Below are 26624 nucleotides of genomic sequence, written 5' to 3' on the forward strand. Positions count from 1 at the left end.
GGAGGGATTATTAATTGAAGTGTAATTTAATAAAAGGATTTAGTTTGTTGTGTTTACTCGCTTATTTTTTAATATTTTCAAGTAGTGTTCAAGCAGATGAGACAATACCAAACAGAGTCTCACTAGATGGAATTTTTACAACAAATTTGGGAGTATCTAATAATTCCTCCGAAGTGGTTGATGATGTCGGCGTTATTACGAATGGTCTGCCAAATCAAGTAGGAGCACTCTGGAGTACAGAAGATAATTTATTGGATTTTAAAAAAGATTTTAATATGGTTGCTTATGTTAAACAGACTGGGGTTGCTGGTGCTGCCGGTGATGGTATGGTTTTTCTCTTACAAGGGGCCACGCCAGAATTAAAATGGTATACCTATTCGGGGGCTTCAATGGGAGCGCTTGGGGAAAATAAGTATAAAGGCACCTTAGGTATTCCTAATTCTATTGGGATAGAGTTTGATTTATATGGCAATCGAAGTTCACAGGACGGTTTTTTTGATAATGGCATTTCTGGCGTATATAAAAATAGTCATATTGCAGTCATTTATCCAGGAATGGAAGCAGGTTATCAAGATAATTATGTACTTTTAGGCACGTCAACAAGATATGTAAAGCATGATAATTTGATTACAGATGTTGACTTAGCTAACGGAAATTGGAATAGGTTAGATTTACATTGGCAAACAAACGAGCCGGATTTTACGAAGGGCGTTTTGGCGTATCAAATTAATGGAGGTACGCCAATCATCATAAACTCTGAAATATTGAACGCGCAAGTTTTTTTAAATGGCAGTGTATCAACGGCTTATTGGGGATTTACTGGATCAACAGGACCTACATATAAAGCTGTTCAAAATGTTGTTTTTCAAAGAGTACCAGGTTTGGTGGACGCAAAAGTAAAGATGAACGTAGTAAACAAAGACGGTCAAGAATTACCAAACGGTGCAGTGCTAGAAGGCAATACAACCTATACAGTAAATGTTACAGCAGACTGGTTGGACGGCAAGCAGAACTGGCAAAATATTTTACTAGAAACAACTTTACCTGAAGGAATAGAAATAGTTCCTGATACGACGACCATTGATGGAAATAACATATCAGATACTTTAATTTGGTCAGCGAATACGTTAAAGACGAGCGACAATCAAATTCCGCCATTAGGTAATAAACAAGAGAACACACAAACTTCTTCTACCATAAGTTTTAAAGTGAAAACTAAAAATGATAATTTTACCAATCAGAATATTACAAATCGTTTTTCTGGAAGAAATGCGATTTATAATTTAGAACCTTATACGTTTACTATCAAGCCTGTAACGCTAAGTGCTACAATTACATCACCTAAAGATCAAGCGGTTATTGTAGATAATAATTTAACTGAATTATCGATTGAAACCAGTTGGATAGCGAAAGGTACCGCTTCTATTACGCAAGCGATTGGTTATGCGCAAGGCGGAGAACTTCAGCTTGTTACATTAAACCAAGAAACGATCACGAATGAAGAAGGTAATTTTTCTTATGATATGATCGAAGCATTCAAAAAATTGTCATATGGTGAATTTTCGGTTGAGTATTTATTGAAAAATGAAAATAATTTATCCACTTCTTCTAAAATCACATTGTTTAAACAGAATGCTCCATCAGTTTCGTTAAAAGAAACTGAGCAAAGTAATACTTTTTACAAGGGCAGTCCAATAAAAATACCTGTTTTAGTAGAAGATAAAGATAGTTCTTACTTAGATATTATAATGGAGGTAGAAGGGCAAAGTGAACCATATCGACAAACAATTGAACATATTCCTGGTGAGACACAAGAAGTAGAATTGAACTATGATACCTCACTTTTAACACCAGGAATCTATACGTTGAAGATATATTGCATGGATTCAGAAAAAAACAAATCTGAAATTCTCTCTTTAGATGATATATATCTAGAAGGATTTTTAGCATTTGAAAAAGTGCCACAAGCATTTAGTAGCGATGCATTGAAAATTGGTGGAAATCCTGAAAAAGTTACTAATATAGGAGAAATAGCGATAACTGATAGTCGTGTAAAACGTGACAATTGGCTATTGGAAGCCCATTTAGTAGATTCAAATTTCGTCAATACAGCAAGCGGAACGTCAAAAGCGTTAACTGCATCTAATAATTTTTTCTATTATCAGTTAGATGGACAAATTACATCCATTAGTACGGAACCAGTGACTATTTTACGGAGTAATCCTACTGATACAGCAACTAGAATCACAGTCAATCAAGAACAAGCGAATGGTTTTTATTTTAATCCCAATAATGCAATGGGAATCGGAACGTATCAAGGGAAAATCCAGTGGAATCTAATCTCAGCCCCAACATAAGTTGAAAATAAGTAATTTTTCTTGTTTAGAAAGTCCAAGGAAAAGTCGTGGGCATTGTTTATTCCTAATAAATATGTTATAGTAATTAAGTAATCAATTTTGATAAGTAATTTGAGTTATATATTTAAAAACTATACTTCTCCTTTTGCCACTCAACATTTTTTGCAATAACTTGCATATTTTTATGCACTAGGAGGAAATATATATGAACAACGGTACAGTAAAATGGTTTAACGCAGACAAAGGTTTTGGATTTATTACAGGTGAAGATGGCAATGATGTATTTGCACATTTTTCAGCTATTCAATCAGATGGATTTAAAACTTTAGACGAAGGCCAAGCAGTAACTTTTGATACTGAAGAAGGTCCACGCGGCTTACAAGCAACGAACATCGTAAAAGCTTAATAATGAATGAAAACGGACCACGTGTTGGTCCGTTTTTTTGATAGCTGTTGTCTGATCTCGCCATTAATTACATAGCAAAACAAAGCAGAGGCCATTTAAAGGAGGAGAATCTGAAGATGACCTTAACTGAGCTGTTACTTGTAAGTGGATTATTTTGGCTAGTAATCATAATTGCTGTGATTGCTGGTAGCATATTTCTAATTAAGTATTTTAGAGGTCGGAGCTGAACGGTTCTGTTCCCGCCAATTATCAGGTTTTAAGCCTGGGACAAAAATCCAAAGTGATTTTTGCCCCAGGTTCTTTATTTAATTAGGGTATTAAGTTTTAGGTAAAATAATTAACAAATTAAAAGCAATTTACTATATAATCAGAAAGGGATCTTTAAGAGAGAAGCAGGTGTTTGCTTGTCGTAATACTTTGTTTAGCAGATAGAAAAAGGAAACGTTATGCGTTACAATAGGAACGGAGGAATTTTAACCTTATTGGATTTGTAGCTGAAGCAGAACAAATGTTGTCGCGTTAAGTGCGATTGAGCTTGCCACAAGCAACATTTGAAAAAACTACGGATAGAAAAATCATTCCTAAACAAGAAAAAACACTCTTTAGATGAATAAAGAGTGTCCAGAAACGTTGATAAATCAACATATTTAAATAACGCGCCCTGAGGGAATCGAACCCCCGTCTCAAGAACCGGAATCTTACGTGATATCCACTACACTAAGGGCGCGGCACGAATACTAGTTTAGCTGATATTGACAAAAATTACAAGAGGGAGGACGAAAATAATGAAATTTGAGCAACGAATGTCCCAACAACAAAAACAAGTCCAGAAGTTGGCCATGACTCAACAGCTTCAACAATCCATTCAAATTTTACAATTTAATACGGAAGAACTCGCTGCCTTTGTTGAAGCGAAAGCACTAGAGAATCCATTAATTGATTTACAAGTAGACACGCAGTACACCACAGATTTTCCGATAACTAGTCGTTCTTACACCAACCAAGACGAAGAAAATAATTATATGAATCAAATTCCAGACTATCATTTATCATTATTTGAGTCTTTAATTGATCAAATTCATTTGAATTACCGCGATACATACTTGCGAACATTGGTATTGTTTTTAGTAGAATATATAGACGTGAATGGTTATTTAACGATTTCGTTAGAAGAAGCGGCAGAGAAAACCGAAGCAAGCGCCATTCAAATGCTAGATGCATTAACTTTGTTACAACAGCTAGATCCAGCAGGTGTGGGGGCACGCAATTTACAAGAATGTTTGATGCTACAAACAGAACGAGACGATACCGCGCCTAATTTGGCGTATATTTTATTGGAGGAAGAATTTGATGCCTTAGTGAGTCGTAAATGGGGCCCGTTAGCTAAAAAATTCGGGATTGAATTAGCAGAAATTCAATTGATTTTTGATTATATACAAACGTTATCGCCAGCGCCAGGGAATATTTTTGATGCGACCGAGGAATTGTATATTCGACCAGATTTAACTGTCCGAATCAAGGAAGATCGAATAGTGGTGATTTCCAACAAAGCCGGTCGACCGACATTAAATTTTCAAGAAAATTATTTCAAACGAATGCAAGAGACTGACGACAAAGAAGTCCAAGAATATATTAAGGATAAGAAAAACGAATTTGAATGGTTAGAGCGCGCAGTGAATCAGCGGGGGGATACAATTTTACGTGTAGGGCAAGAAATTGTGCGCCGTCAAGAAGCCTTCTTTTTAGAAGCAGATCGGCCATTAAAACCAATGACTTTAAAAGAAATTGCGGATGCTTTGTCTATTCATGAATCGACAGTTAGTCGTGCGGTCAATGGAAAATATCTAGAAACCACGTTTGGCGTCTTTGAATTGCGCTCATTCTTCTCCACAAGTATTCTTTCATCAGAAGAAGATGGCGAGGATGTCTCAACAACAATGGTTAAAAAGCAACTACAAAAATTAATTGATGAAGAAGTAAAAAGTAAACCGTTATCTGATCAAAAATTAGTCGAGCGATTAAAAGATTCAGGCATGGAAATATCCCGTCGAACGGTGGCAAAGTATCGTGAAGCCTTAGGGATTCCATCTTCATCTAAACGAAAACGATATGAGTAAACAACCAAAGCTTATGAGTGATTTTCATAAGCTTTGGTTGTTTTTTTTTAATTTAAAAAATGTTGGTTTTTTGAATTGTAAAAAAAGCCTAAAGGAGGCAAAGTTTGCTTGCCATTTCCTAGGAAAAAACGTATATTAAAGTTACTTGCTTCTTTAAATAAAGGAAAAGAATAATTTTATAGAAAAGTTGGAAAGCACAAATGAATCAGACAGCAAATAGCAAGAAAAAACGCTATATTACAGGTTTTGATGGCATTCGGACGATCGCTGTAATTGGCGTGATTTTGTATCACCTTTTTCCCCAAGTCATGCGAGGTGGCTACTTAGGTGTTCCGATTTTCTTTGTTGTTTCAGGTTATCTTATTAACGACTTGTTGCGGCAAGAATGGGCAGAAAATCAGACCATTGATTTAAAAGGATTTTATGTGCGAAGGATGAAACGGCTGTATCCAGCATTAATTGTGATGCTTTTAAGTGCAGTTAGTTATATTACACTCTTTCAGCAGGATTTATTAAACAATATTCGCAGCGTTGTCGCTAGTAGTGTTTTTTATTACAACAACTGGTGGCAAATTTTTAAAGGGTTTTCTTATTTTGATGGATTTGCGACACAATCGCCATTTGTACATATTTGGTCATTGGCAGTTGAAGCGCAAAATTATTTAATTTGGCCATTACTTTTTATTCTTCTGGAACGCTTTGTTCGTAAGCGCGGTCGAATTTTCAGTTTAGTTTTAATCGGCGCCTTAATTTCGGTGACGCTGATGGCCGTTTTATATGTTCCTGGCGCAGATCCTACACGTGTCTATTATGGAACAGACACACGTGTTTTTTCTATTTTACTAGGTAGTGCATTGGCGTATGTTTGGCCAAGCACACGTTTGAAAGAAGAAATTCCAGAAGCCTCTAAAAAAATCTTAAATGGCGCTGGGTTAAGTGCCTTAGTTCTTTTAGTATTAGCCTTTTTAACATTATCAGATCATACAAATTTTGTTTATTATGGCGGCATGTTTTTAATTAGTTTGGCAGCCACTGTCTTAGTGGCCGTCACTGCACATCCAGGGGCAGATATGAATCGTTGGTTAACGAATCCAGTCTTTACGTGGATAGGTAAACGGAGTTATGGCATTTACTTGTATCAATTCCCCATCATGATTTTTTATGAGGCCAAAATTAAGACCTTATCGGACCATGTTTTTCTACATTCATTGGTTGAAATAGCATTAATTTTAGTCGTGAGCGAATTGTCTTATCGTTTTATCGAACATCCACTGACACGATTGTCTTATAAGGATGTCTGGACTCAATTCACTGAGTTCTTACGGAAACCGTGGGACCTTCGTGAAAAAGGGACAATGGCCTTTATGACAGTGATTAGCGTGATTGCAGTATTCGGTTTAATTGTGGCCCCAGCAAACGCTAAAAGTGCGCAACAAGAGCAACTAGAAAAAAATATTGCGAAAAATCAGCAAAAAATTGAAGAACGTAAAAAAGAAGTCCAAGAAAGTGGCACGAAAAATAGTAGCACGTCCACAGAAAGTAGTACAAAACCGAGTGAAAGCCAAGATGTTCTACCCACACAACTCACACCAGAGCAAGTAAAAAAAGCGCAGAATTTAGAAATCACAACTATTGGTGATTCTGTTATTCTAGATGGTGCTAGCGGGTTACAAGATATTTTTCCTAAAATGATTATCGATGGGGAAGTGGGCCGTCAATTGTATAGTAGCATTTCACTAATTGGTGAACTAGACAAAAAGAAAATGCTCAAAGATACTGTTTTAGTGAGTTTAGGTACGAATGGTCCTTTTACAGAGGCACAATTTGATGAATTTATGAAAGCGTTAGGTAATCGAAAAGTTTATTGGATTAATGTTCGCGTTCCAACTAGAAGATGGCAAAATCAAGTGAATAGTTTACTTAGTCAAATGGACAAAAAATACGATAACTTAACGGTCATTGACTGGTTTAATTATAGTAACGCCCATGATGATTGGTTTTATGATGACCGAGTTCATCCAAATGTGGCAGGTGGCGAGCAATATACACACTTTATCGCGGAGAAAATTTTACAGTAGCAAGAAACTTCCAGCTCAGATGAAAGGGGCTGGGAGTTTTTTGTTGCAGATAAAGAAATCGTTTACAAAATATGGTGTTTACGTTACGATAAATAAATAATAATCTTTTTTATAGGAGGTAGATAATGAGAGAAAATCGGAGTGAGAACAGCGAAATTTATGCTGAAGATATTAGTTTTTTCTACAAAAAAAATTATTTTGTTTTGGAAGATATTAATTGGAAAATCGAAAAAGGACAATGTTGGGGGATTCTCGGACACAACGGTGCGGGAAAAACAACACTAAGTTATTTGGTTTTAGGTTTGCTGAAGCCGAGCAAAGGTGTAGTACATAATTATATAAAAAAAGTAGAATATCTTCCGGAAATGGGTGGTTTCTATGAACGACTGACAGTCAGAGAAAATATACTTTTTAAATTGGAGCTGTCGGGGGAAAAACAAAAGTCAAAAAAATTGACACAAGTGTTAAAAGAATTTGGATTAATAGACTATCAGTTTAAACGTGTAGATAAATTGTCACAGGGATTAAAAAAAAGAGTTGCTTTGGCAATGCTTTTTTTAAGAGAGAGTGAAGCTTATTATTTTGACGAACCTACGAATGCTTTAGATCCAGAAATGAAAAAGAAGTTACGACAATTAATTATTCATTTAAAAGAAGCAGGGAAAATCATTTTAATTAATAGTCATGATTTAGCTTTCGTTGAAGAAATATGTACTAATTTTTTAATATTAAATAATGGAAAAGTCTGCTTCAATGAGCCAAATATAGGAGTCAATTTAGAAGAAATCTATTTGGAAAAAGTAGGTGAACACCATGAATAAAGAATTTTTTTATGAAATTCAAGTAGTGATTAAACGTGAGTTTCTGGAATTAAAAAGTCATCTTTGGAAATATTTCGGTTTAATGCTTTATTTGATTTTTTTTACAGTTTTCATTAGTAAAAGCGGCGGTTCAGAAGGAATTGTTTTGCCAAATGAAGCTAACTTATTTTCCAGCTTTACTTTGGCCGGTAGCTTTGCTGCTATGTTTATCATGAGTACAATGCTTCAAGAAAAAAAGCAAATGACTTTACCTTTATTACTTCTGTCTTCTGTCAGTATAACTAGGGTAGTTATTGGAAAAATAGTGGTTGCTGTAATGATTAGTGTACCTTTTCAAGTGTTTCAACTACTTATTAGTTTTGTTATTTTAAATAACCAACAGAGTCCATATCTTTATCTATTGGCACCACAGAACGTAGTTACTTTACCTTTTATTACTTACCTGTTAGGAAGTTTAGTTCTATTGCTTTCGGTAATTATCAAAGATAAAAAGGTGGCAGAGTATCTTTCTGTTTTTTGTTCGCTGACTTTAGGTGGCATTCTCGCAAGTGCCTATATTTTATTCAATGTACAGTTTTCTTTAGTGAAGATTTTACTTTATTTTCTTTTTTTAATAAGTTGTAGTATTTTGCTGACTATGGCAACAAGTAAGATAGTTAAAAATTCGCTATTCTTTATTGAATAGTGTGATAGAAATTTATAATAGGTTAATGATTTTCTTGAAAACCTAAGCTTTTTTTTTAGATATCTGGTATACTGTTTTTGTTACAAGTTCCCGAAAGGATTTAGCAAGTAATTGTCGTTACTTACTAAAGATGCCTTGTAACCGAAACTATTTAGGGGGAATAACATTATGACAGAAAGACATTTATTTACATCAGAATCCGTTTCAGAAGGACATCCAGATAAGGTAGCTGACCAAGTCAGTGATGCAATTTTAGATGCGATTTTGGAAAAAGATCCGATGGCCCGCGTGGCATGTGAAACATCCGTAACAACTGGTTTAGTCCTAGTATTTGGAGAAATTTCTACAACAGCTTATGTAGATATCCAAAAAATTGTTCGTCAAACTGTGAAAGATATTGGTTATACACGAGCAAAATATGGATTTGATGGAGAGACTGTCGCAGTTCTTGTAGCAATCGATGAGCAATCACCTGATATCGCTCAAGGGGTTGACGCAGCCTTAGAAGTGCGTGATCAAGATGAAAAAGACGATATTGGCGCTGGTGACCAAGGCTTAATGTTTGGTTTTGCCGTTGACGAAACACCAGAATTAATGCCATTACCGATCGCGTTAAGCCATCGTTTGGTTCGCCGTTTAGCAGAATTGCGGAAGGAAAAAGTCTTACCTTACTTACGTCCTGATGCAAAATCTCAAGTAACAGTGGAATATGATGATCAAGGTCAACCACAACGTGTGGATACGATTGTCATCAGTACACAACATGATGATGAAACAACCTTAGAACAAATCGAAAAAGACATTAAAGAACAAGTAATCAATGAGGTGATCCCTCATGAACTTTTAGATGATGAAACAAAATACTTTATCAACCCAACTGGTCGCTTTGTAATCGGTGGCCCTCAAGGAGATGCCGGCTTAACTGGTCGTAAAATTATCGTTGATACTTATGGCGGTTATGCTCGTCATGGCGGCGGCGCTTTTTCTGGAAAAGATGCAACCAAAGTTGACCGCTCTGCTAGTTATGCTGCGCGTTATATCGCGAAAAACATTGTTGCTGCTGGTTTGGCGAAAAAAGTAGAAGTCCAATTAGCTTATGCAATTGGTGTGGCGCAACCAGTGTCTATTTCTATTAATACGTTTGGTACGAGTGATCTTCCAGAAAGTAAATTAATCGAAGCAGTTCGTAAAAACTTTGATTTACGTCCAGCAGGTATTATTGAAATGCTAGATTTACGTCGCCCAATTTATAAACAAACTGCGGCTTATGGTCATTTTGGTCGAACAGATATTGATTTACCTTGGGAACAAACAGATAAAGTTGAAGCGTTAAAAGCTAGTTTAGCTGAATAATTAAATAAAAAAACAAGAAGTCAGCCAATACTTGGCTGACTTCTTGTTTTTTTACAATAATTTTTTTATGAAAAAGCATTTTTTTAAGACATTTTGTTCTTTTTTGTATAGAATAGCTATGGAGCAATTTAGAAAATTGACAATTGAATAGAAAAGGATGTGAACAAATGGCAAAAGAAACAAATGTTAAGTTAGTCACGGTGAGTGTTTTTGTGGCAACATTTATGACAGCCATTGAAGGGACCATTGTGTCTACTGCGATGCCAACGATTGTCGGCTCGTTACATGGCATGGAAATTATGAACTGGGTATTTTCAATTTATTTATTAACGAATGCGATGTTAACACCGATTTATGGGAAACTTGCGGATAAAATTGGTCGTAAACCTGTCTTCATGATTGGCATTATCATTTTTATTTTGGGCTCCTCGTTGTGTGGCTTTGCTCAAGATATGTTGACCTTAATTATTGCCCGCGCAATTCAAGGTGTGGGGGCAGGCGCAATTTTACCAGTTGCGTTAACGATTATTGCCGATATGTATTCATTGGACAAGCGAGCGAAAATTTTAGGTTTAAACAGTGCCGCCTGGGGAATTGCTAGTATTTTTGGTCCGTTAGCAGGTGGTTTTATTGTAGATACAGTCGGTTGGCATTGGATTTTCTTCATTAATGTTCCTATTGGACTTGTTTTATTGGGCTTGATTAGTATTTTCTTAGTTGAACCAAAGCGGGAACGGACCAAGATGCCAATGGATATTTTGGGCAGCGTTACTTTGATGGCCGTGTTGCTAACGTTATTGCTAGGTTTTCAAATGATTAGCGATAATGGTTTTACATTAGTAACATTTGGTTGTTTGAGTTTGAGTGTGCTCTTTTTTGTAGCGTTTGTGATGATAGAAAAACGCGCGCAAGACCCAGTGATTGATTTGCATTTATTTAATCAACCAACGTTTGTTTTAGTAAATCTTATTGCGGCGCTTATTAGCGGTTTCTTAATGGGGATTGATGTCTACATTCCGATGTGGATGCAAGGTGTCTTAGGAAAAAGTGCAGGAATTGGTGGCTTAGTTTTAGCGCCTATGTCGTTACTTTGGATGGCTGGATCATTTATAGCAAGTAGCTTTATGGAAAAATATGCTATGAAAAAAGTCTTAACGATTGGGTTATCGATTCTATTAGTCGGGGCCATCTTTTTAGTGGTAATGCCAATGGCCGTTCCGTTTTGGCTTTTCTTTGTAGTTTCTTCTGTCTTAGGAGTTGGTTTTGGGATTACTATCACAACGACTACGGTGACCGCACAAAGTACAGTGGAGCCTGAAAAAATGGGGGTTGCAACATCGTTTAATACGTTGGTGCGTACAATTGGGCAGACTGTGATGGTGTCAATTTTTGGTGTGATTTTAAATGCAGGAATGTTTGCAAAATTGGAAGCGAGCGCGTTAAACGTCGATGCAGATGTCATGAATCAATTAGTGAATCCACATACTGCAAATTTAATTCCAGCTACGTTGTTAAAACCATTACGCGGTATCCTCTATGCAGGTCTGCATAATGTTTACTTAGTCGGTGCGGGCTTAGTTGTTGTCGCTCTTTTGTTAAATATTTTCGCAAAAGCGCAACGAGCGAAGGTTTAGTGGTACACTAATAGAAAGAGTATTGGAGGGAAAAGTAGATGGCCTTTTTACAAGCAAATATTTATTCAAATGTATTGGAAATGGAAGTGAATGTGAACGTAATTTTACCACAAGAAACGGTAAAAAAAGTGGGCACAAGTACCCAAGCAGCATTGACAGATATTCCCGTGTTGTATTTATTACATGGGATGGGAGGAAATCACAGCGTCTGGGCTCGCAGAACCTCTATTGAGCGGTATGTCGCTGATTTGGGGATTGCTGTCATTATGCCGTCCACGGATTTAGCTTGGTATACGGACACGCAATACGATATGAACTATTGGACGTTTATCTCAGAAGAATTACCGAGAATTTGTCATCAACTCTTTCCACAGTTAAGTACAAAACGAGAAAAAACCTTTGCTGCTGGTTTGTCAATGGGTGGTTATGGCGCCTTGAAATTAGGCTTAGCGAAACCAGAATCTTTTGCAGCCGTTGCTTCTTTGTCTGGGGCAGTTAGTTTATCATCCACTAGTTTTGGGGAATTATTAAAAGTCCGTAAGCGAAGCTATTGGGAAGGTATTTTTGGCCCGTTAGATCAAATTGAAGGTTCCATTCACGATCCGCTGTATTTATTACAACAATTAGTAGAAAGCCAAATAGAAATGCCCCAATTTTATCTTTGTTGTGGGGAGCAAGATATGTTACTTTCTGCTAATCAACAGATGGCTCAAGCGTTGGAACAGGCACAGGCAAGTTACACTTTTGAAACTGGACCAGGAGAACATGACTGGGTGTTCTGGGATGAATGGATTCAAAAAGCCTTGGCTTGGCTACCAATACCAAAATAGAGAAAGTAGTTTTCGCTATTTATTTTAAAAGTTAACCCTTGGTCCGTCAGTCATTTCGACTGACGGACCAAGGGCTTTTTTTATTTAGATGAAGAGGTGTTGTCTGCTTGCAACCCATCTAAGTAGGTTTTAACAGCTTGAATAAAGGCGGATTTTTGGTGAATGGAGCGCCGAAATTGAATGCTTTCCTCCATGTATGTTAACCCATTGTCGGAGACATATTGTTTCATGTGCAGCACTTGTTCTTTTAGATAGTCATCTCCGTTCAACACTTGCGAAACGAGCTGTTTTTCCTCCGTTGCGTCCATAATCATCCCAAACAAAAGATGTTGTAAAGACGTTACTGCTAAATGAGTCATTTCTGGTGAAAAACCTGCTTCTCTTAAAATGCCCATCATTTGATTCAAATGGCGTAATCGTTGGGGATAGGCAGGAACGGTTTGGATTTCGATGGCTACGGCACAGGGAAATTGTTGATAGAGATCATAATAGTTTTCCATGAAGGCCAGTAAGTCAGAATACCATTCACCACATAATACAGGTTCTTGAAAGTGCTCTTCAATCGCTTCAGCCATACTTTGAAGTAAGGCTTGCTTATTTTTAAAATACCAATAAATTGCGGGCGCCTGTACACCAAGCTGTTTGGCGACTTTACGCATAGAAAGTTGTTCTAAAGTGGGACTTTTTTCTAACAAAGAAAATGCGGCTGCAATAATCGTGTCTTTTGATAATTTCGGTTCCATGATTTTAGCTCCTATTAAACGTTATCTTCGTAAGTTTATCAAAAAGAAGGTACACTTTATGATAGGAAAAACTTGTGAAAAATTAACTTGTTCGCTTGTATTTTACCACTAAAAATGGTAAATTATGAATCGGCCTTATTTTACAGTGTTAAATTGGTGAAGTCAATGAGCAAATTGATTTTTTTGTAATGGGGAAGAATTCGCAGACCAACACTGAAGAAGCAGGGAACTATTTTAAGAAAGTAGGGATAAGATGGACCTTATTATTCAACACGCCAAAAAATACAAAGGCTCGGTAGTTATTGCCTTGTTGGCGGTGATCGTAATGGTTGTCTCAGCACTTTGGCAACCAAAATTGTTACAACAAGTGTTGGAAGCAATTATGAATGATGATAGCGACAAAATGAAAAACTTAGGGATTCAATTAATTGCCATTGCAGGATTAGGACTCGTTGCAGGGGTTATTAATACAATTTTTTCTGCCAAAGTTGCCCAAGGTGTCAGTGCTGACATTCGTGAAGCAACTTTCCGCAAAATCCAAACCTTTTCATTTGGCAATATCGAAAAATTTTCAGCAGGTAACTTAGTTGTTCGTTTAACAAATGACGTTACTCAAATTCAAAATGTCATTATGATTGCGTTGCAGACACTATTTAGAATTCCTTTTTTATTTATCGGGAGTTTTATTTTAGCGATGCTAACCTTACCGCAACTATGGTGGGTGATTGTTGCACTTGTCATCGCAGTTATTTTGATTTCTATGCTGTCCTTTTCGCAAATGGGCAAGCATTTCATGATTATTCAAAACTTGATTGATAAGATTAATGGCATCGCAAAAGAAAATTTGTTAGGCATTCGTGTCGTCAAATCATTTGTTCAAGAAAAAAATCAATTGTCACGTTTTACAAAAGTGAGTGAAGAATTAACCACCCATAACTTAATCGTAGGTAGCTTATTTGCTGTGATGATTCCAGCGTTTATGTTGGTGGCGAACTTAGCCGTTGTAGGCTCGATTTTCTTTGTGAGTAACTTAGTCAAGGACGATCCAACTTTAATCGGTGGTGTCGCTTCCTTTATGAACTATTTAATGCAAATCATGATGGCGATTATTATCGGCGGAATGATGATGATGATGACTTCTCGTGCCGCTGTTTCCATTAAGCGGATTAAAGAAGTGATGGAAACAGAACCAGATGTTACTTACAAAAAAGTCCCAGAACAAGAGTTAATTGGTAGTGTTGAGTTTGATCACGTATCTTTCCGTTATCCTGGGGATGAAGAAGATACCTTGAAAGACATCTCTTTCTCTATTCAGCCAGGTGAAATGATTGGGATTGTGGGCGCAACTGGCGCTGGTAAATCTACATTGGCACAATTAATTCCACGTTTGTTTGATCCAACAGAAGGAAAGATTGAAGTTGGTGGTGTCGATTTACGAGAAGTGAACGAACACAGTCTACGAAAAACAGTTTCCTTTGTGTTGCAAAAAGCAATCCTGTTCTCTGGGACGATTGCACAAAATCTACGCCATGGTAAACGTGACGCTTCTGAAGCGGACATGGAACGGGCTTCAGGCATCGCCCAAGCCAAGGAATTTATTGAAAAATTAGCAGAAGGTTATGATGCACCCGTCGAAGAACGGAGTAATAACTTCTCTGGTGGCCAAAAACAACGGTTATCAATTACTAGAGGTGTGATTGGTGAACCTAAAATTTTGATTTTAGATGATAGCACCAGCGCGTTGGATGCTCGTTCGGAGCGGTTAGTCCGAGAAGCGTTGGATAAAGAGTTAAAAGAGACTACCACGATCGTTATTGCCCAAAAAATTTCTTCTGTTGTCCATGCAGATCGTATTTTAGTATTGGATAATGGACGTTTAGTCGGGGAAGGCACGCATGAAGAATTAGCAGCTACGAACCCCGTGTATCAAGAAATTTATGAAACTCAAAAAGGAAAGGAGGAAGCTTAATGACTGATTTAATAAAAGCTAGTAAATTTTTCTATCATTATTTAAAACGTTACAAAGTTTCTTTCCTCTTTATTTTCTTAGCAATTTTCGCAGCGACTTATTTACAAGTCAAAGCGCCGCAATTCGTTGGGGAAGCTATTCAGGAATTAGCGAAATATGCGGTTAATGTGATGCAAGGAAAAGACGATAAAAGTGCGTTCGTTTCTGTCATTTGGAAACTACTCATTTTTTATGTCTTAACTAGTGCCGCTAGTTTCATTTATAGTATTCTCTTTACACAAGTCGTGGGGAAATCGACGAACCGCATGCGGATTGGTTTGTTTAACAAACTAGAAAAATTGACGATTCGTTTCTTTGATTCTCATCAAGATGGTGAAATTTTAAGTCGTTTTACTAGTGACTTAGACAACATCCAAAACAGCTTAAACCAAGCGTTGCTACAAGTATTAACCAATATTGCCTTATTGGTTGGTGTCTTAATCATGATGTTCCGTCAAAATGTGGAACTGGCATGGGCTACAATTGCTTCTACGCCGATTGCGATTTTAATTGCGGTCTTTGTGATTAGCAAGGCGCGCAAATATGTCGATTTACAACAAGATGAAGTGGGGAAATTAAATGGCTATATGGATGAAAAAATTAGTGGGCAACGTGTGATTATCACTAATGGCTTACAAGAAGAAACCATTGACGGCTTTTTAGAGCAAAATGAAAAAGTTCGTGCAGCTACGTATAAAGGTCAAGTGTATTCAGGATTACTTTTCCCAATGATGCAAGGAATGTCATTAGTCAATACGGCAATTGTTATTTTCTTTGGTGGTTGGTTAGCAATCAATGGCTCTGTTGATCGTGCCGCTGCGTTAGGTTTAGTCGTTATGTTTGTCCAATATTCTCAACAATATTATCAACCATTAATGCAAATTTCTTCAGGTTATAGCATGATTCAATTAGCTGTTACAGGCGCTCGTCGTTTAAATGAGATGTTTGATGAACCAGATGAAATTCGTCCCGAAAATGGCGAAAAATTAGAAGAGATTAACAAAGCTGTAGCTTTAAATCATGTTGTTTTTGGCTATAATCCAGAAACGCCTGTGTTGAAAGATGTTTCTATTCATGTGGATAAAGGTGAAATGGTCGCTTTAGTCGGACCGACAGGCTCAGGAAAAACAACGATTATGAATTTAATGAATCGCTTTTATGATGTGAATGAAGGCGCCGTGACGTTTGATGGTGTGGACATTCGTGAAATGGATTTAGATAGCTTGCGTTCACATGTAGGCATTGTTTTGCAAGAGTCCGTTCTATTTTCAGGAACAATTCGTGAGAATATTGCTTTTGGTAAGCCAGAGGCCACGGATGAAGAAATTGTTCAAGCGGCGAAACAAGCGAATATCCATGAATTTATTGTAAATCTTGAGCAAGGTTACGATACTGAGATTACGGAAGAGAATAATCTTTTCAGTACGGGGCAAAAGCAATTAGTAAGTATTGCACGAACGATTATTACCAATCCAGAATTATTAATTTTGGATGAAGCAACAAGTAATGTTGATACAGTAACAGAAGCCAAAATCCAAAAAGCGATGGACGAAGCAATTAAAGGGCGCACCAGTTTTGTGATTGCCCATCGTTTGAAAACGATTCTAAATGCGGATCGGATTATTGTTTTACGAGACGGTGAAGTCATTGAAGAAGGTAACCACCATGAACTAGTTGAACAAGATGGATTTTATGCGGAACTTTATAAAAATCAATTTGTTTTTGAATAAGTTGAAAGAGGTCGGGACAGAAGTGTTTAACTCCGAGAAATAAGAAGGAATTTCCGAAAATTGTTCTATAATTTTTGGAGAATTTCGGCTTATTTCCGAAGGAGTTGCTTCTGTTCCCGCCGTTTATCAATTTTTAAGCCTGGAACAAAAATTCAAAGTGATTTTTGGCCCAGGCTATTTTTTCTATGCTAAATAGAAAAAGAAGATATATCAATGGGGAAAATGAGGAATGCACGGCAATTACGGCGCACGTTTTTGGTGCTAAATACTTTATTTGTACTGAGTGTATTCAGAGAGAATCAATGGACAAAATCGGCACTACTTTTTTGGTTTTTGGCTAATAGTTTTTTATATGGACTGCAGTGGTTGATTTATCTTGGGGGCGAAAAAGGCTGGCTGACACATCTGCAGCGGTGTTATTATTGCGCGGTTCTTCTCCAAATAGCAGGCACATTGATTGTATATTTTTCGTTTTTTGTATAAAGGTCTCTCGTTTCTTGCCGGAGAATATGCTAAAATAAAAAGCAGCAGGGGGCGAGAAAACCATGGAAAAGCCAAATAAACGCAAAGCTGATTTAGAACGTACACGGCAAATTATTTTGTCTGTCGCTTCTGAATTATTCATGACAAAGGGGTTCAAAAATACCTCCACTCGTGAAATTGCTTTAAAAGCGAACATTACCCAACCGAATCTCTATCACCATTTTAAAAATAAAAAAGAACTGTATTTAGCTGTGATTGAAGAATTAACGTCCCGTGTTCAGGAAGAATTAGTCCCAATTGTTTCTGGAAATGCATCAGTAGAAGAAAAACTTTATCAATTAATCAAAGTTTTGTTAGATGAACATCCGACCAATCTTTTCTTAATGTTGAACGACATGTTTCAAGAAATGGGCCCTGATTACAATCGTACGCTGTATCAAATTTTCAAAAAAACCTATATCAATAATATTGCGGCTATTTTTGAAAGTGAACCTGAAACCAATTGCTTACAAGAGGGCATCAGTGTAGATGATGCAACTCGGTTTATTTTATATAACGTTAGTGCATTATTAAGTATTGAAAAAACGTACCAGCGAAAAACAGTGGATGACGATGTCAAAAAATTCATTCAATTTATGCTACATGGCGTTCTGAAAAGTCACAAATAAAAAATAGAGAAGCCCTGTTGAAAAACAGACTTCTCTATTTTTTTGTAAAATTCACTTATCAATCGATAAATAATTATTGATTTATCGATTGATAAGTGATATAGTTTATTTCGAAAAGAAGAAAGAGGTGAACCATTCATGTTTTTAGGATTTAATGAAATGAAGTATTCAAAAGGACGGTACGTCCTTGTAGTCTTAGTAATGGTCTTGATTGCTTGGTTAATTTTTATTTTGTCAGGTTTAGCGAACGGTTTAGCTCAAGGAAATCGTTTAGCGGTAGATCAATGGCAAGCGAATCAAGTGGTTTTATCAAAAGAGGCCAATAGTAATTTAAATGTATCAGTGTTAGATGAAAACGTGAAAGAAACGATTTCAGGAGGCAAAATTGCACCGATTGGTCAACAGTCGTTAGCTATCCGCCCAGCAGATGACAAAAAGGCTGAATTAACGAATGTTAGCTTATTTGGGATTGAAAAAGAAAGTTTTTTAATGCCAAAAGTGATTGAAGGAAACGCATTTACTGATAAAAATCAAGTGATTGCTTCAGAAACATTGAAAAATCAAGGATTTAAAATTGGCGACAAATTAACTGCAGGGAAATATGATGAGCAATTAGAAATTGTCGGCTTTATTTCTAAAAGTAGCTATAACATTGTGCCAGTTATTTACACTTCTCTGGATACTTGGCGGTCAATTAAATATGGTGACAATCCAGCAATGGCCAAAATGGTTAATGGTTTCATTGTTCGCAGCAAGGACAACGCGGAAGTTAAAACGACTAATAAAGACAGCCAAGTTCTTTCAATTTCAGATTTTATTGAAAAACTGCCAGGATACAGCGCTCAAAACTTGACCTTGGATGGCATGATTTATTTCTTGATTGTGATTGCAGCGTTCATTATCGGTATTTTTATCTTTGTGATGACTTTACAGAAAACAGCAATGTTCGGTGTCTTAAAAGTTCAAGGGGTGCCGACTAGTTTCTTAGCAAAGGCAGTCATGCTACAAACCGCTTTATTGGCTGTTCTAGGAGTGGCGATTGGTCTTGCTTTAACGGGAATTACCGTGCTCTTTTTACCAGAAGCGATGCCTTATGCAACTAATGGACCACGCATGATTTTGTTTAGTGTACTATTGATTTTATCTGCATTAATTGGCGGGGCGTTTTCAATTCGAACGATTGCTAAAATTGATCCGTTAATCGCGATTGGAGGTTAGAGACATGGCAAATGTTTTAGAAATGAAAAATATTTATAAAAAATATGGTGAAAAACATACAGAAGTGATCGCGTTAAAAGAATTATCTTTTGCGGTTCAACCAGGTGAATTTGTCGCAGTAATTGGTCCTTCTGGTTCTGGTAAAAGTACCTTTTTAACGATTGCAGCTGGCTTACAGGCACCGACAAGTGGCGAAGTCATTGTTGGCGGGCAATCACTAAATAAGTTAACGAAGAAGCAACGTTTGGCGCAACGTTTTCAAAAAATCGGCTTTATTTTACAAAGCTCTAATTTGGTGCCATTTTTAACAGTGGAAGATCAATTTCACTTAATTGAAAAAGTTGATAAGTCACGTAAAAATAGTGAATTAAAAGAGCAATTGTTAGAGACGTTGGGTTTAAAAGAATTACGAAATAGTTATCCTCGTGATCTCTCTGGTGGGGAAAGACAACGGGTAGCCATTGCGTGTGCATTGTATCATGAGCCAGACGTAATTTTGGCAGATGAACCAACGGCTAGTTTAGATACAGAAAAGGCGTTTGATGTTGTCCAATTACTAGCGAAAGAGGCCAAAGAGAAAGATAAAGGGATTATCATGGTGACACATGATGAGCGTTTGTTGAAATACTGTGATCGAGTGGTTCGTATTCGTGATGGTGAATTGACAGAGTAACAAAACAAATAAAAGAGAACATGATCGGATTGCTGGAGACAATCCGATCATGTTCTCTTATTTCTTTTCAATACAGAAAAGAACAGGTGGCTGATTTTTTTGATTGATAAACTCATAACGTAAGACACTGTAAACATCTTGTGGTAAGGCTTGCGTGTAATTCGTGACCAAATCAAGTTCCTCTGAACCACCTTCGTGGCCATAATAAACGACTAAAATAATGCGACTTCCTTTTACCAAATGAGGCAGTAACCCATCTAACGCCTGTTTAGTCGTAGTGGGTTTTGTAATAATTTCCTTATTACTTTTAGGTAAATAGCCTAAGTTAAAAATAGCGGCAGTGATTTCTGTTTCTTCATCTAGGACAGCATGAAGATGTTCATGTCCTAATGGAAATAACGTAGTTTGTGGGAGTAAATTAAGTTCTGTTAACTTTTGTTCTGTATTGATCAACGCTTCTTTTTGGATATCAAAGGCGAAAACTTCACCAGAAGGGCCAACCAGCTCTGCTAAGAATGCTGTATCATGACCATTTCCCATTGTTGCATCAATGACGAAGTCGCCAGGTTCCACCACTTCTTTTAAAAGTTGGTGACTAAAATGTAGGGCTGTTTGTAGCATTAATTGAAAACTTCCTTTCCTGAAATGACAGTATATTTTCCTTGATAACTGTTGCGGCGTTTCATTTCCGCATCAATCGCATTGAGGACTTCCCATTTTTTCAAGCTCCACATCGGTCCGATAATTGTTTCAAAGGGGGCATCGCCTGTTAAGCGATGAATAACAATTTCGGGTGGAATCATTTCTAACTGATCACAAATCACTGAAACATAGGCTTCTTTGCTCATCAATTGTAAGCGTCCTTCATTATAATCTCGCATCATTTTGGTATTTGTCATTAAATGAAGTAAATGCAGTTTAATCCCTTGGATATCTGAATCCTGAATAGTTCGCCGCACATTTTCGCGCATCATGGCAGGTGTTTCACCAGGTAGCCCGTTAATTAAATGTGTACAGACCCGAATCCCGTGTTTCCGTAATTTAGCCACGCCATCTAGATATGTTTGATAATCATGAGCGCGATTAATGGCAGCGCTAGTTTCCTCAAATGTGGTTTGCAAACCCAACTCTACCCATAAATAAAAGCGTTCATTTAATTCGGCTAAATAGTTCACTACCTCATCAGGCAAACAATCAGGACGGGTACCAATGGATAAACCAACGACGCCTTTTTCATTGACTACTTGTTCAAACCGATGACGAATAACGTCAACGGGTGCATGTGTATTGGTGAAATTTTGGAAGTAAACAATGTATTGATCGACAGTTGGCCATTTTTGATGCATCAATTGGATTTCTTTTTGAAATTGAAGCGGCAGGGGATCGCTAGGTGCAACAATCATGTCGCCTGATCCAGAAACACTACAGAACGTACAACCACCTTTGGCAACCGTCCCATCACGATTGGGGCAATCAAAGCCACCATCAATTGGCACTTTAAAAATCTTTTCACCAAACTGTTGACGAAGTGCATAGTTCCAAGTGTGATAGCGTTTATTTGGATCATCTGAATAAGGAAAAATTTGCATAATCAAGACTTCTTTCTAGCGTTGTTTGCTTTGAAATCGCCAAACAAAGCGTTTTTCTAAATAAATAGGGTAACTTAATAACAACCAAGCTAAACCAAGACAAAAACCACCTAAGATATCGCTAGGGAAATGGACACCTAAATAGATTCGACTAACCCCAATCATGAAAATCCCAATACCTAGTAAAATTTGCACACAAAGGCGGACCGTTTTATTTTTAATGAAAATTGGCAGAATCAATAAAATAGTGCCGTAGAACAAGGTACTTCCTACAGCATGTCCGCTAGGAAAACTATACGTATGTTCAGTTACTAAATGCTCCAAAGTAGGCCGTTGGCGCATAAAGAATAATTTTAATAAAGAATTACCTACGCCAGCAATTAAGGCAGTATTAATAAAGAGCCATAATGCTTCAGCATAATATTTCCAAACAATAAATAGAGCAATGACAACGATCGCTAAGATGATAATCGTCAATGAATTGGCAAATTTGGTGTACCAAATAAAAAAGTTATTTAGCTGTGGAAAAGGACGACGAACAAAAGAAGTAATCGTTTGATCAAAGCCTCTGAGCCAGGTTGGATAAAAACGAACAACATAGCCTAAAAACATAAATACTAAAAGAAAACAACTACCTGCAAATTGATAATAAAGTTTGTTTTTCATAAAAAATCCTTTCAAAATTTAATCGCAACAATCCGTATTATACCATCAAAAGGGTAAAAAATTAAAAGATAATTTCATTGCCTGATTAGAGGGGATACAGATATTAAAAAAGTTCTGGCACCACAATCTCTCATTGTGGTGCCAGAACTTTTTTAAATGGCACATGTTTATTGATTATCATCATCAGGAGTATCAACGGTAATATCGCCGAATTCGCTAGAAAGGTTAAACTCTGTATCCGCACGACCATTCTTATAAGATGTTCGCTCTTTGTTTAAAAGTTGAACATCGCCTAATTTTGATTCACCTTTGATTGAAATGTTACGCAAAATTTCTCCAGAATTTACATAAATGTCTCCATGGACAAGAGCGACAGTTAATTTTTTAGGCACAGCAGGCATGTCTAAAGAAAAATCACCATTTTCACTTGAAAAGTTAGCTTCTCCTTTGAAATCATAGACGCTAATATCGCCATCTGTCGTTGTTGCTTGGATGTTTCCACGAGCATTTTGCACTCGAATATCACCAGAAGTAGTCGTATTTTTTATTTCATCGAAATAGGCTGAATCCAACGTTATATCGCCGTCAGTGGTTTCAACTGTTGCTGTTTTAGCGGAAGTATCCGCTGAAAGGTAGATACCATCTGAAGAGTTAAGCGTCATTTTTTTGGCTTTAACGCCCGATAGACTAACATAAGAATTTGGTAGATTAGTTGTTAATTCGTCTACGTTAAAAGCATTCAATGAAACTTGTGAATGGGTTGAGCCATCAATCACTAACTTTTTCACATTATTAGGAATCTGGACACTCACGTTCGGTGTGAGGTCATTAAAAATGCCAATATTAAAAAATGACAACTCGGGTTGGTTTTGTGTACGAGTGGTATTGATGGTTGCTGTTATTTTATTTTTTTCTTCTTTGACATCTAAGGTGCCTTCAGCTTTTGAATAAAAGGCATTATTCGGTGATCGTAATCCCATGTTGTTACTATCAGTTTTATAAATGGTATAAGGGCCTTTGCCTTTTAAGGATAAGTGGAGTTCTTCGCCTGCTTGTTTATTTTTTAGTGTATAACTTTCTTTTAGCGGCGTGACTGATTTTTCCGCTTGCTTGTAATAATAGACGGCGCCAGATCCACCAATTAGCATCGCTAAGACAGCAATGGATAAGAGAATCCCTGTTGTTTTTTTCATTAGATATCACCTCGTAAAACAGCAATGTTCCATTGGAAATAACGCTTAAAGACATGTGCTGAAAATTTTAAAATTGGTAGAAACAGTAACCAACCAATGATTGATGCACCAAATAAAAAGAGACTCATAGATAATTGGAAAAAGGAAGCGGCATTTGCTTGGGTAATAACACTATAAATACCATAAATTGGTGAAAATAAAGTTGCAGCTCCGGCAATGCCACAACCGACGTACATTAAGGCAATCCCTAAAATAACCCAAAACATGAAGAAAAAATTTAAACAGAAAATACCAAACACTTGGAAAAATCGGGTTAGCGGCCGATGCTGTGGTCGTTGATAGTATGGAGAATCATTATCATAGTAAAATTCAGATTCTTCTTCATAGGGATGATCATAAGCAGGTGTAGCCGCTGGAATTTCTTGCCAGCCATTATTTTCAATTTTTCGTTCCGTCAATTCGATGCCTTGTTCTTTTAAAATTTCTTCTGCGATAACCCGTGGTTTCCCCAATGATTTTGCCACTTGTTCTTCTGTTTCGCCTTCCGCAACACGAGCATCAAATAACGCCTTGTATTTCGCAAGAATAATAGCTTGATCTTTTGGATTTAATGCTTTTAAATAAATTTTCAGCTCAATAATAAAATGTTCTTTATTCATTCCGCTCCCTCTTTCTACACGATTCATTTCTCATCTTAAACTATAATTTCTTTTTGGGCGAATAACAAGAGGAATTAAAAAAATCAGACTAAGGTAAAGAAGCGTCTACAACTAAAGTCGCAGTTTTTTCCGAGTAGTAACAAGAGAGTAAATCTATGTTAAAAAACATTACTTCTTTACAATCTAGTTACAGTAATATGAAATTTTGTTGAAGTGTTTTTAATTCGTCAGAAAAAAAGGTATACTTGTTATAATAACAAAACTAAAAAATTACATTTACATATAAGTTAAAAAAGGAAAGTTGGGGACGTATCAATGAAGAAAGAATCAATGTCACGTATCGAAAGAAGGAAAGCACAACAAAGAAAGAAAACGCCAGTACAATGGAAGAAAAGCACTACTTTATTCAGCTCGGCGTTAATTGTTTCATCTGTAGGAACGCCCGTTGCGTTACTACCAGTGACTGCTGAGGCAACAGAAGAGCAGCCAACAAATGCAGAAGTTGCCCAAGCACCTACTACGGAAACTGGCTTAGTAGAGACACCAACAACAGAAACTACGCCAGGAACTACGGAACAACCGACAACGGATTCGGCAACAACGACTGAATCGACAACTGAATCATCAAAAGAAACACCAACAACACCAAGCACTGAGCAACCAACAGTTGATTCAACTACACCTGTGGAATCAGGAACGACTGATTCTTCAGTAGCAGAAATCACGCCAGTAGCTCCTTCAACAACCGAGTCTGAAGCAGCGCCTGCGGTTACACCCGATGATGAAGTAAAAGTACCAGAAGCTAGAGTAGCTTCTGCGCAAACTTTTTCAGCGTTATCACCGACGCAAAGTCCTTCAGAATTTATTGCCGAGTTAGCACGTTGTGCACAACCTATTGCGCAAGCCAATGATTTATATGCATCAGTGATGATGGCTCAAGCAATCGTTGAAAGTGGTTGGGGAGCAAGTACGCTATCTAAGGCACCAAACTATAACTTATTTGGGATTAAAGGCAGCTACAATGGACAATCTGTCTATATGGATACATGGGAATATTTAAACGGCAAATGGTTAGTGAAAAAAGAACCTTTCCGTAAATATCCTTCTTACATGGAATCATTCCAAGATAATGCGCACGTGCTAAAAACAACTTCTTTCCAAGCGGGCGTTTACTATTATGCTGGGGCTTGGAAAAGCAATACAAGCTCGTACCGCGATGCAACTGCTTGGTTAACAGGTCGTTATGCGACAGATCCTAGCTACAATGCTAAATTAAATAATGTCATTACCGCATATAACTTAACTCAATATGATACACCATCTTCTGGTGGGAATACTGGGGGCGGAACAGTTAATCCAGGAACAGGCGGTTCTAACAATCAATCAGGAACGAACACGTACTATACTGTAAAATCAGGAGATACCTTGAATAAAATTGCCGCGCAATATGGTGTGAGCGTTGCTAATTTACGCTCATGGAACGGCATCTCGGGTGATTTAATTTTTGTTGGTCAAAAACTTATCGTGAAAAAAGGTGCTTCAGGTAACACTGGTGGCTCAGGCAGCGGTGGTTCTAACAATAATCAATCAGGAACGAACACGTACTATACTGTAAAATCAGGGGATACCTTGAATAAAATTGCCGCGCAATATGGCGTGAGCGTTGCTAATTTACGCTCATGGAATGGCATCTCTGGCGATTTAATTTTCGTTGGTCAAAAACTCATCGTGAAAAAAGGTGCTTCAGGTAACACTGGTGGCTCAGGCAGCGGTGGTTCTAACAATAATCAATCAGGAACGAATACGTATTACACAATTAAATCAGGCGATACCTTGAACAAAATTGCCGCGCAATATGGTGTGAGCGTTGCTAATTTACGTTCATGGAACGGCATCTCTGGCGATTTAATCTTCGCTGGTCAAAAAATTATTGTGAAAAAAGGTACTTCAGGTAACACCGGCGGCTCAAGCAATGGTGGTTCTAACAATAATCAATCAGGAACGAATACGTACTACACGATTAAATCAGGGGATACCTTGAACAAAATTTCTGCACAATTCGGTGTTAGTGTGGCTAACTTACAAGCCTGGAATAACATCAGCGGTAGTTTGATTTTTGCTGGTCAAAAGATTATCGTGAAAAAAGGCGCTAACTCAGGTTCAACGAATACGAACAAGCCTACGAATAATGGTGGCGGTGCGACAACATCTTACACGATTAAATCAGGCGATACATTGAATAAAATTTCTGCACAGTTTGGCGTGAGTGTTGCTAATCTACGTTCATGGAACGGGATCAAAGGCGATTTAATTTTTGCTGGTCAAACAATCATCGTGAAAAAAGGCGCTTCTGCAGGTGGCAATGCTTCTTCAACAAATAGTGCATCAGGCAAACGCCATACAGTTAAAAGCGGTGATTCACTTTGGGGCTTATCAATGCAATACGGAATCAGCATCCAAAAAATCAAACAATTAAATGGCTTAAGCGGGGATACAATTTATATTGGTCAAACTTTAAAAGTTGGTTAATTTAAGATTGAAAAAAATAGCTATCTTTGGTAACATGAGTCTTATAATAGAAAAAAACAATGAGAAGGAATAGTAGAAAGAACCATGTGATAGAGAGCGTATGGCTGGTGGAAATACGTACAGAAGCTTTTGAACTCGCCTTTAAGTTACTTTTTTGAACAAACCAAGTAGAAAAAGTCGGTGA

Annotated in this window: 21 protein-coding genes, 1 tRNA gene, 1 riboswitch and 1 other annotated feature (1 of these 24 cut by a window edge); of the genes, 15 read left to right on the top strand and 7 right to left on the bottom strand. The window is 37.2% G+C overall.

Features of this window, described 5'->3' with window-relative positions; all coding sequences use genetic code 11:
* Positions 1-44 precede the first annotated feature (44 nt).
* Positions 45-2357 (top strand): lectin-like domain-containing protein, encoded by a 2313-nt coding sequence (locus tag IGM13_RS03305; RefSeq protein WP_430598723.1) that lies wholly within the window; start codon positions 45-47, stop codon positions 2355-2357.
* A 205-nt stretch (positions 2358-2562) separates the two neighbouring features.
* Complete coding sequence (locus IGM13_RS03310; RefSeq protein ID WP_002355647.1) at positions 2563-2763, top strand: cold-shock protein; 201 nt, start codon at positions 2563-2565, stop codon at positions 2761-2763.
* A 655-nt stretch (positions 2764-3418) separates the two neighbouring features.
* Here IGM13_RS03310 and IGM13_RS03315 read toward each other — a convergent pair.
* Positions 3419-3490: transfer RNA gene (locus tag IGM13_RS03315), tRNA-Arg, on the bottom strand.
* Positions 3491-3548: 58 nt separating this feature from the next.
* On the opposite strand from IGM13_RS03315, the gene rpoN reads away from it, so the two are divergent.
* The 7 genes from rpoN to IGM13_RS03350 all read left to right on the top strand — a co-directional run bounded on the left by rpoN (position 3549) and on the right by IGM13_RS03350 (position 12281).
* The gene (gene rpoN, locus IGM13_RS03320) at positions 3549-4880 is read left to right on the top strand and encodes an RNA polymerase factor sigma-54 (RefSeq protein ID WP_002366210.1); all 1332 of its coding nucleotides are present in this window, start codon (positions 3549-3551) and stop codon (positions 4878-4880) included.
* Positions 4881-5080: 200 nt separating this feature from the next.
* Positions 5081-6958 carry an acyltransferase family protein gene (locus IGM13_RS03325; protein WP_002373449.1) on the top strand — a complete coding sequence of 626 codons (1878 nt, stop codon included), beginning with the start codon at positions 5081-5083 and terminating at the stop codon, positions 6956-6958.
* A gap of 125 nt (positions 6959-7083) precedes the next feature.
* A complete protein-coding gene (locus IGM13_RS03330) occupies positions 7084-7779 on the top strand; it encodes an ABC transporter ATP-binding protein (protein ID WP_002420078.1) in 696 nt (231 codons plus the stop codon).
* Positions 7772-8464 carry a hypothetical protein gene (locus IGM13_RS03335; RefSeq protein ID WP_002420079.1) on the top strand — a complete coding sequence of 231 codons (693 nt, stop codon included), beginning with the start codon at positions 7772-7774 and terminating at the stop codon, positions 8462-8464. Before IGM13_RS03330 ends, IGM13_RS03335 begins: the two co-directional genes overlap by 8 nt.
* Before the next feature lie 75 nt (positions 8465-8539).
* Positions 8540-8635: riboswitch (SMK box riboswitch) on the top strand.
* Complete coding sequence (gene metK, locus IGM13_RS03340; RefSeq protein ID WP_002355656.1) at positions 8633-9817, top strand: methionine adenosyltransferase; 1185 nt, start codon at positions 8633-8635, stop codon at positions 9815-9817. Its footprint overlaps the riboswitch before it by 3 nt.
* Positions 9818-9984: 167 nt before the next feature.
* Positions 9985-11451 (top strand): MDR family MFS transporter, encoded by a 1467-nt coding sequence (locus IGM13_RS03345; protein WP_002420080.1) that lies wholly within the window; start codon positions 9985-9987, stop codon positions 11449-11451.
* Between the two features lie 38 nt (positions 11452-11489).
* Entirely contained in the window at positions 11490-12281 is a 792-nt protein-coding gene (locus IGM13_RS03350; RefSeq protein ID WP_002420081.1) for an alpha/beta hydrolase, read from the top strand.
* Positions 12282-12361: 80 nt separating this feature from the next.
* On the opposite strand, the gene IGM13_RS03355 is transcribed toward IGM13_RS03350, so the two are convergent.
* Positions 12362-13024 carry a TetR/AcrR family transcriptional regulator gene (locus IGM13_RS03355; RefSeq protein ID WP_002383043.1) on the bottom strand — a complete coding sequence of 221 codons (663 nt, stop codon included), beginning with the start codon at positions 13022-13024 and terminating at the stop codon, positions 12362-12364.
* Between the two features lie 253 nt (positions 13025-13277).
* On the opposite strand from IGM13_RS03355, the gene erfC reads away from it, so the two are divergent.
* From erfC to IGM13_RS03380, 5 genes are all read left to right on the top strand, one after another.
* A complete protein-coding gene (erfC, locus tag IGM13_RS03360; RefSeq protein WP_002355662.1) occupies positions 13278-14993 on the top strand; it encodes a multidrug ABC transporter ATP-binding protein/permease ErfC in 1716 nt (571 codons plus the stop codon).
* Positions 14993-16762, top strand: coding sequence for a multidrug ABC transporter ATP-binding protein/permease ErfD (gene erfD / locus IGM13_RS03365; protein WP_002358756.1), 1770 nt, complete (start codon positions 14993-14995; stop codon positions 16760-16762). The genes erfC and erfD overlap by 1 nt, the downstream gene beginning before the upstream one ends.
* 545 nt (positions 16763-17307) lie before the next feature.
* Positions 17308-17913 (top strand): TetR/AcrR family transcriptional regulator, encoded by a 606-nt coding sequence (locus IGM13_RS03370; RefSeq protein WP_002355664.1) that lies wholly within the window; start codon positions 17308-17310, stop codon positions 17911-17913.
* A 138-nt stretch (positions 17914-18051) separates the two neighbouring features.
* Positions 18052-19131, top strand: a complete 1080-nt coding sequence (locus tag IGM13_RS03375) for an ABC transporter permease (RefSeq protein WP_002355665.1) — start codon at positions 18052-18054, stop codon at positions 19129-19131.
* Between the two features lie 4 nt (positions 19132-19135).
* Positions 19136-19804, top strand: a complete 669-nt coding sequence (locus IGM13_RS03380) for an ABC transporter ATP-binding protein (RefSeq protein ID WP_002363221.1) — start codon at positions 19136-19138, stop codon at positions 19802-19804.
* 57 nt (positions 19805-19861) lie between these two features.
* Here IGM13_RS03380 and IGM13_RS03385 read toward each other — a convergent pair whose 3' ends face one another.
* From IGM13_RS03385 to IGM13_RS03405, 5 genes are all read right to left on the bottom strand, one after another.
* Positions 19862-20425 (bottom strand): class I SAM-dependent methyltransferase, encoded by a 564-nt coding sequence (locus tag IGM13_RS03385; RefSeq protein WP_002368069.1) that lies wholly within the window; start codon positions 20423-20425, stop codon positions 19862-19864.
* Positions 20425-21393, bottom strand: coding sequence for a TIGR01212 family radical SAM protein (locus IGM13_RS03390; RefSeq protein ID WP_002355668.1), 969 nt, complete (start codon positions 21391-21393; stop codon positions 20425-20427). Before IGM13_RS03390 ends, IGM13_RS03385 begins: the two co-directional genes overlap by 1 nt.
* Positions 21394-21408: 15 nt before the next feature.
* Positions 21409-22059 carry a phosphatase PAP2 family protein gene (locus IGM13_RS03395; RefSeq protein ID WP_002394236.1) on the bottom strand — a complete coding sequence of 217 codons (651 nt, stop codon included), beginning with the start codon at positions 22057-22059 and terminating at the stop codon, positions 21409-21411.
* Between the two features lie 167 nt (positions 22060-22226).
* Positions 22227-23252: a DUF4097 family beta strand repeat-containing protein gene (locus IGM13_RS03400; RefSeq protein WP_002420084.1), complete on the bottom strand. Its 1026-nt coding sequence runs from the start codon at positions 23250-23252 to the stop codon at positions 22227-22229.
* On the bottom strand, positions 23252-23911 hold the full coding sequence (locus IGM13_RS03405; RefSeq protein WP_080005018.1) for a DUF1700 domain-containing protein: 660 nt from the start codon (positions 23909-23911) through the stop codon (positions 23252-23254). Before IGM13_RS03405 ends, IGM13_RS03400 begins: the two co-directional genes overlap by 1 nt.
* Before the next feature lie 315 nt (positions 23912-24226).
* On the opposite strand from IGM13_RS03405, the gene IGM13_RS03410 reads away from it, so the two are divergent.
* Complete coding sequence (locus IGM13_RS03410; protein ID WP_002416814.1) at positions 24227-26440, top strand: autolysin; 2214 nt, start codon at positions 24227-24229, stop codon at positions 26438-26440.
* A 50-nt stretch (positions 26441-26490) separates the two neighbouring features.
* Positions 26491-26624 (top strand) — a binding site (T-box leader) (it continues 99 nt past the right edge of the window).

This window comes from Enterococcus sp. DIV0561 (assembly GCF_050539875.1).
Lineage (GTDB): Bacteria > Bacillota > Bacilli > Lactobacillales > Enterococcaceae > Enterococcus > Enterococcus faecalis.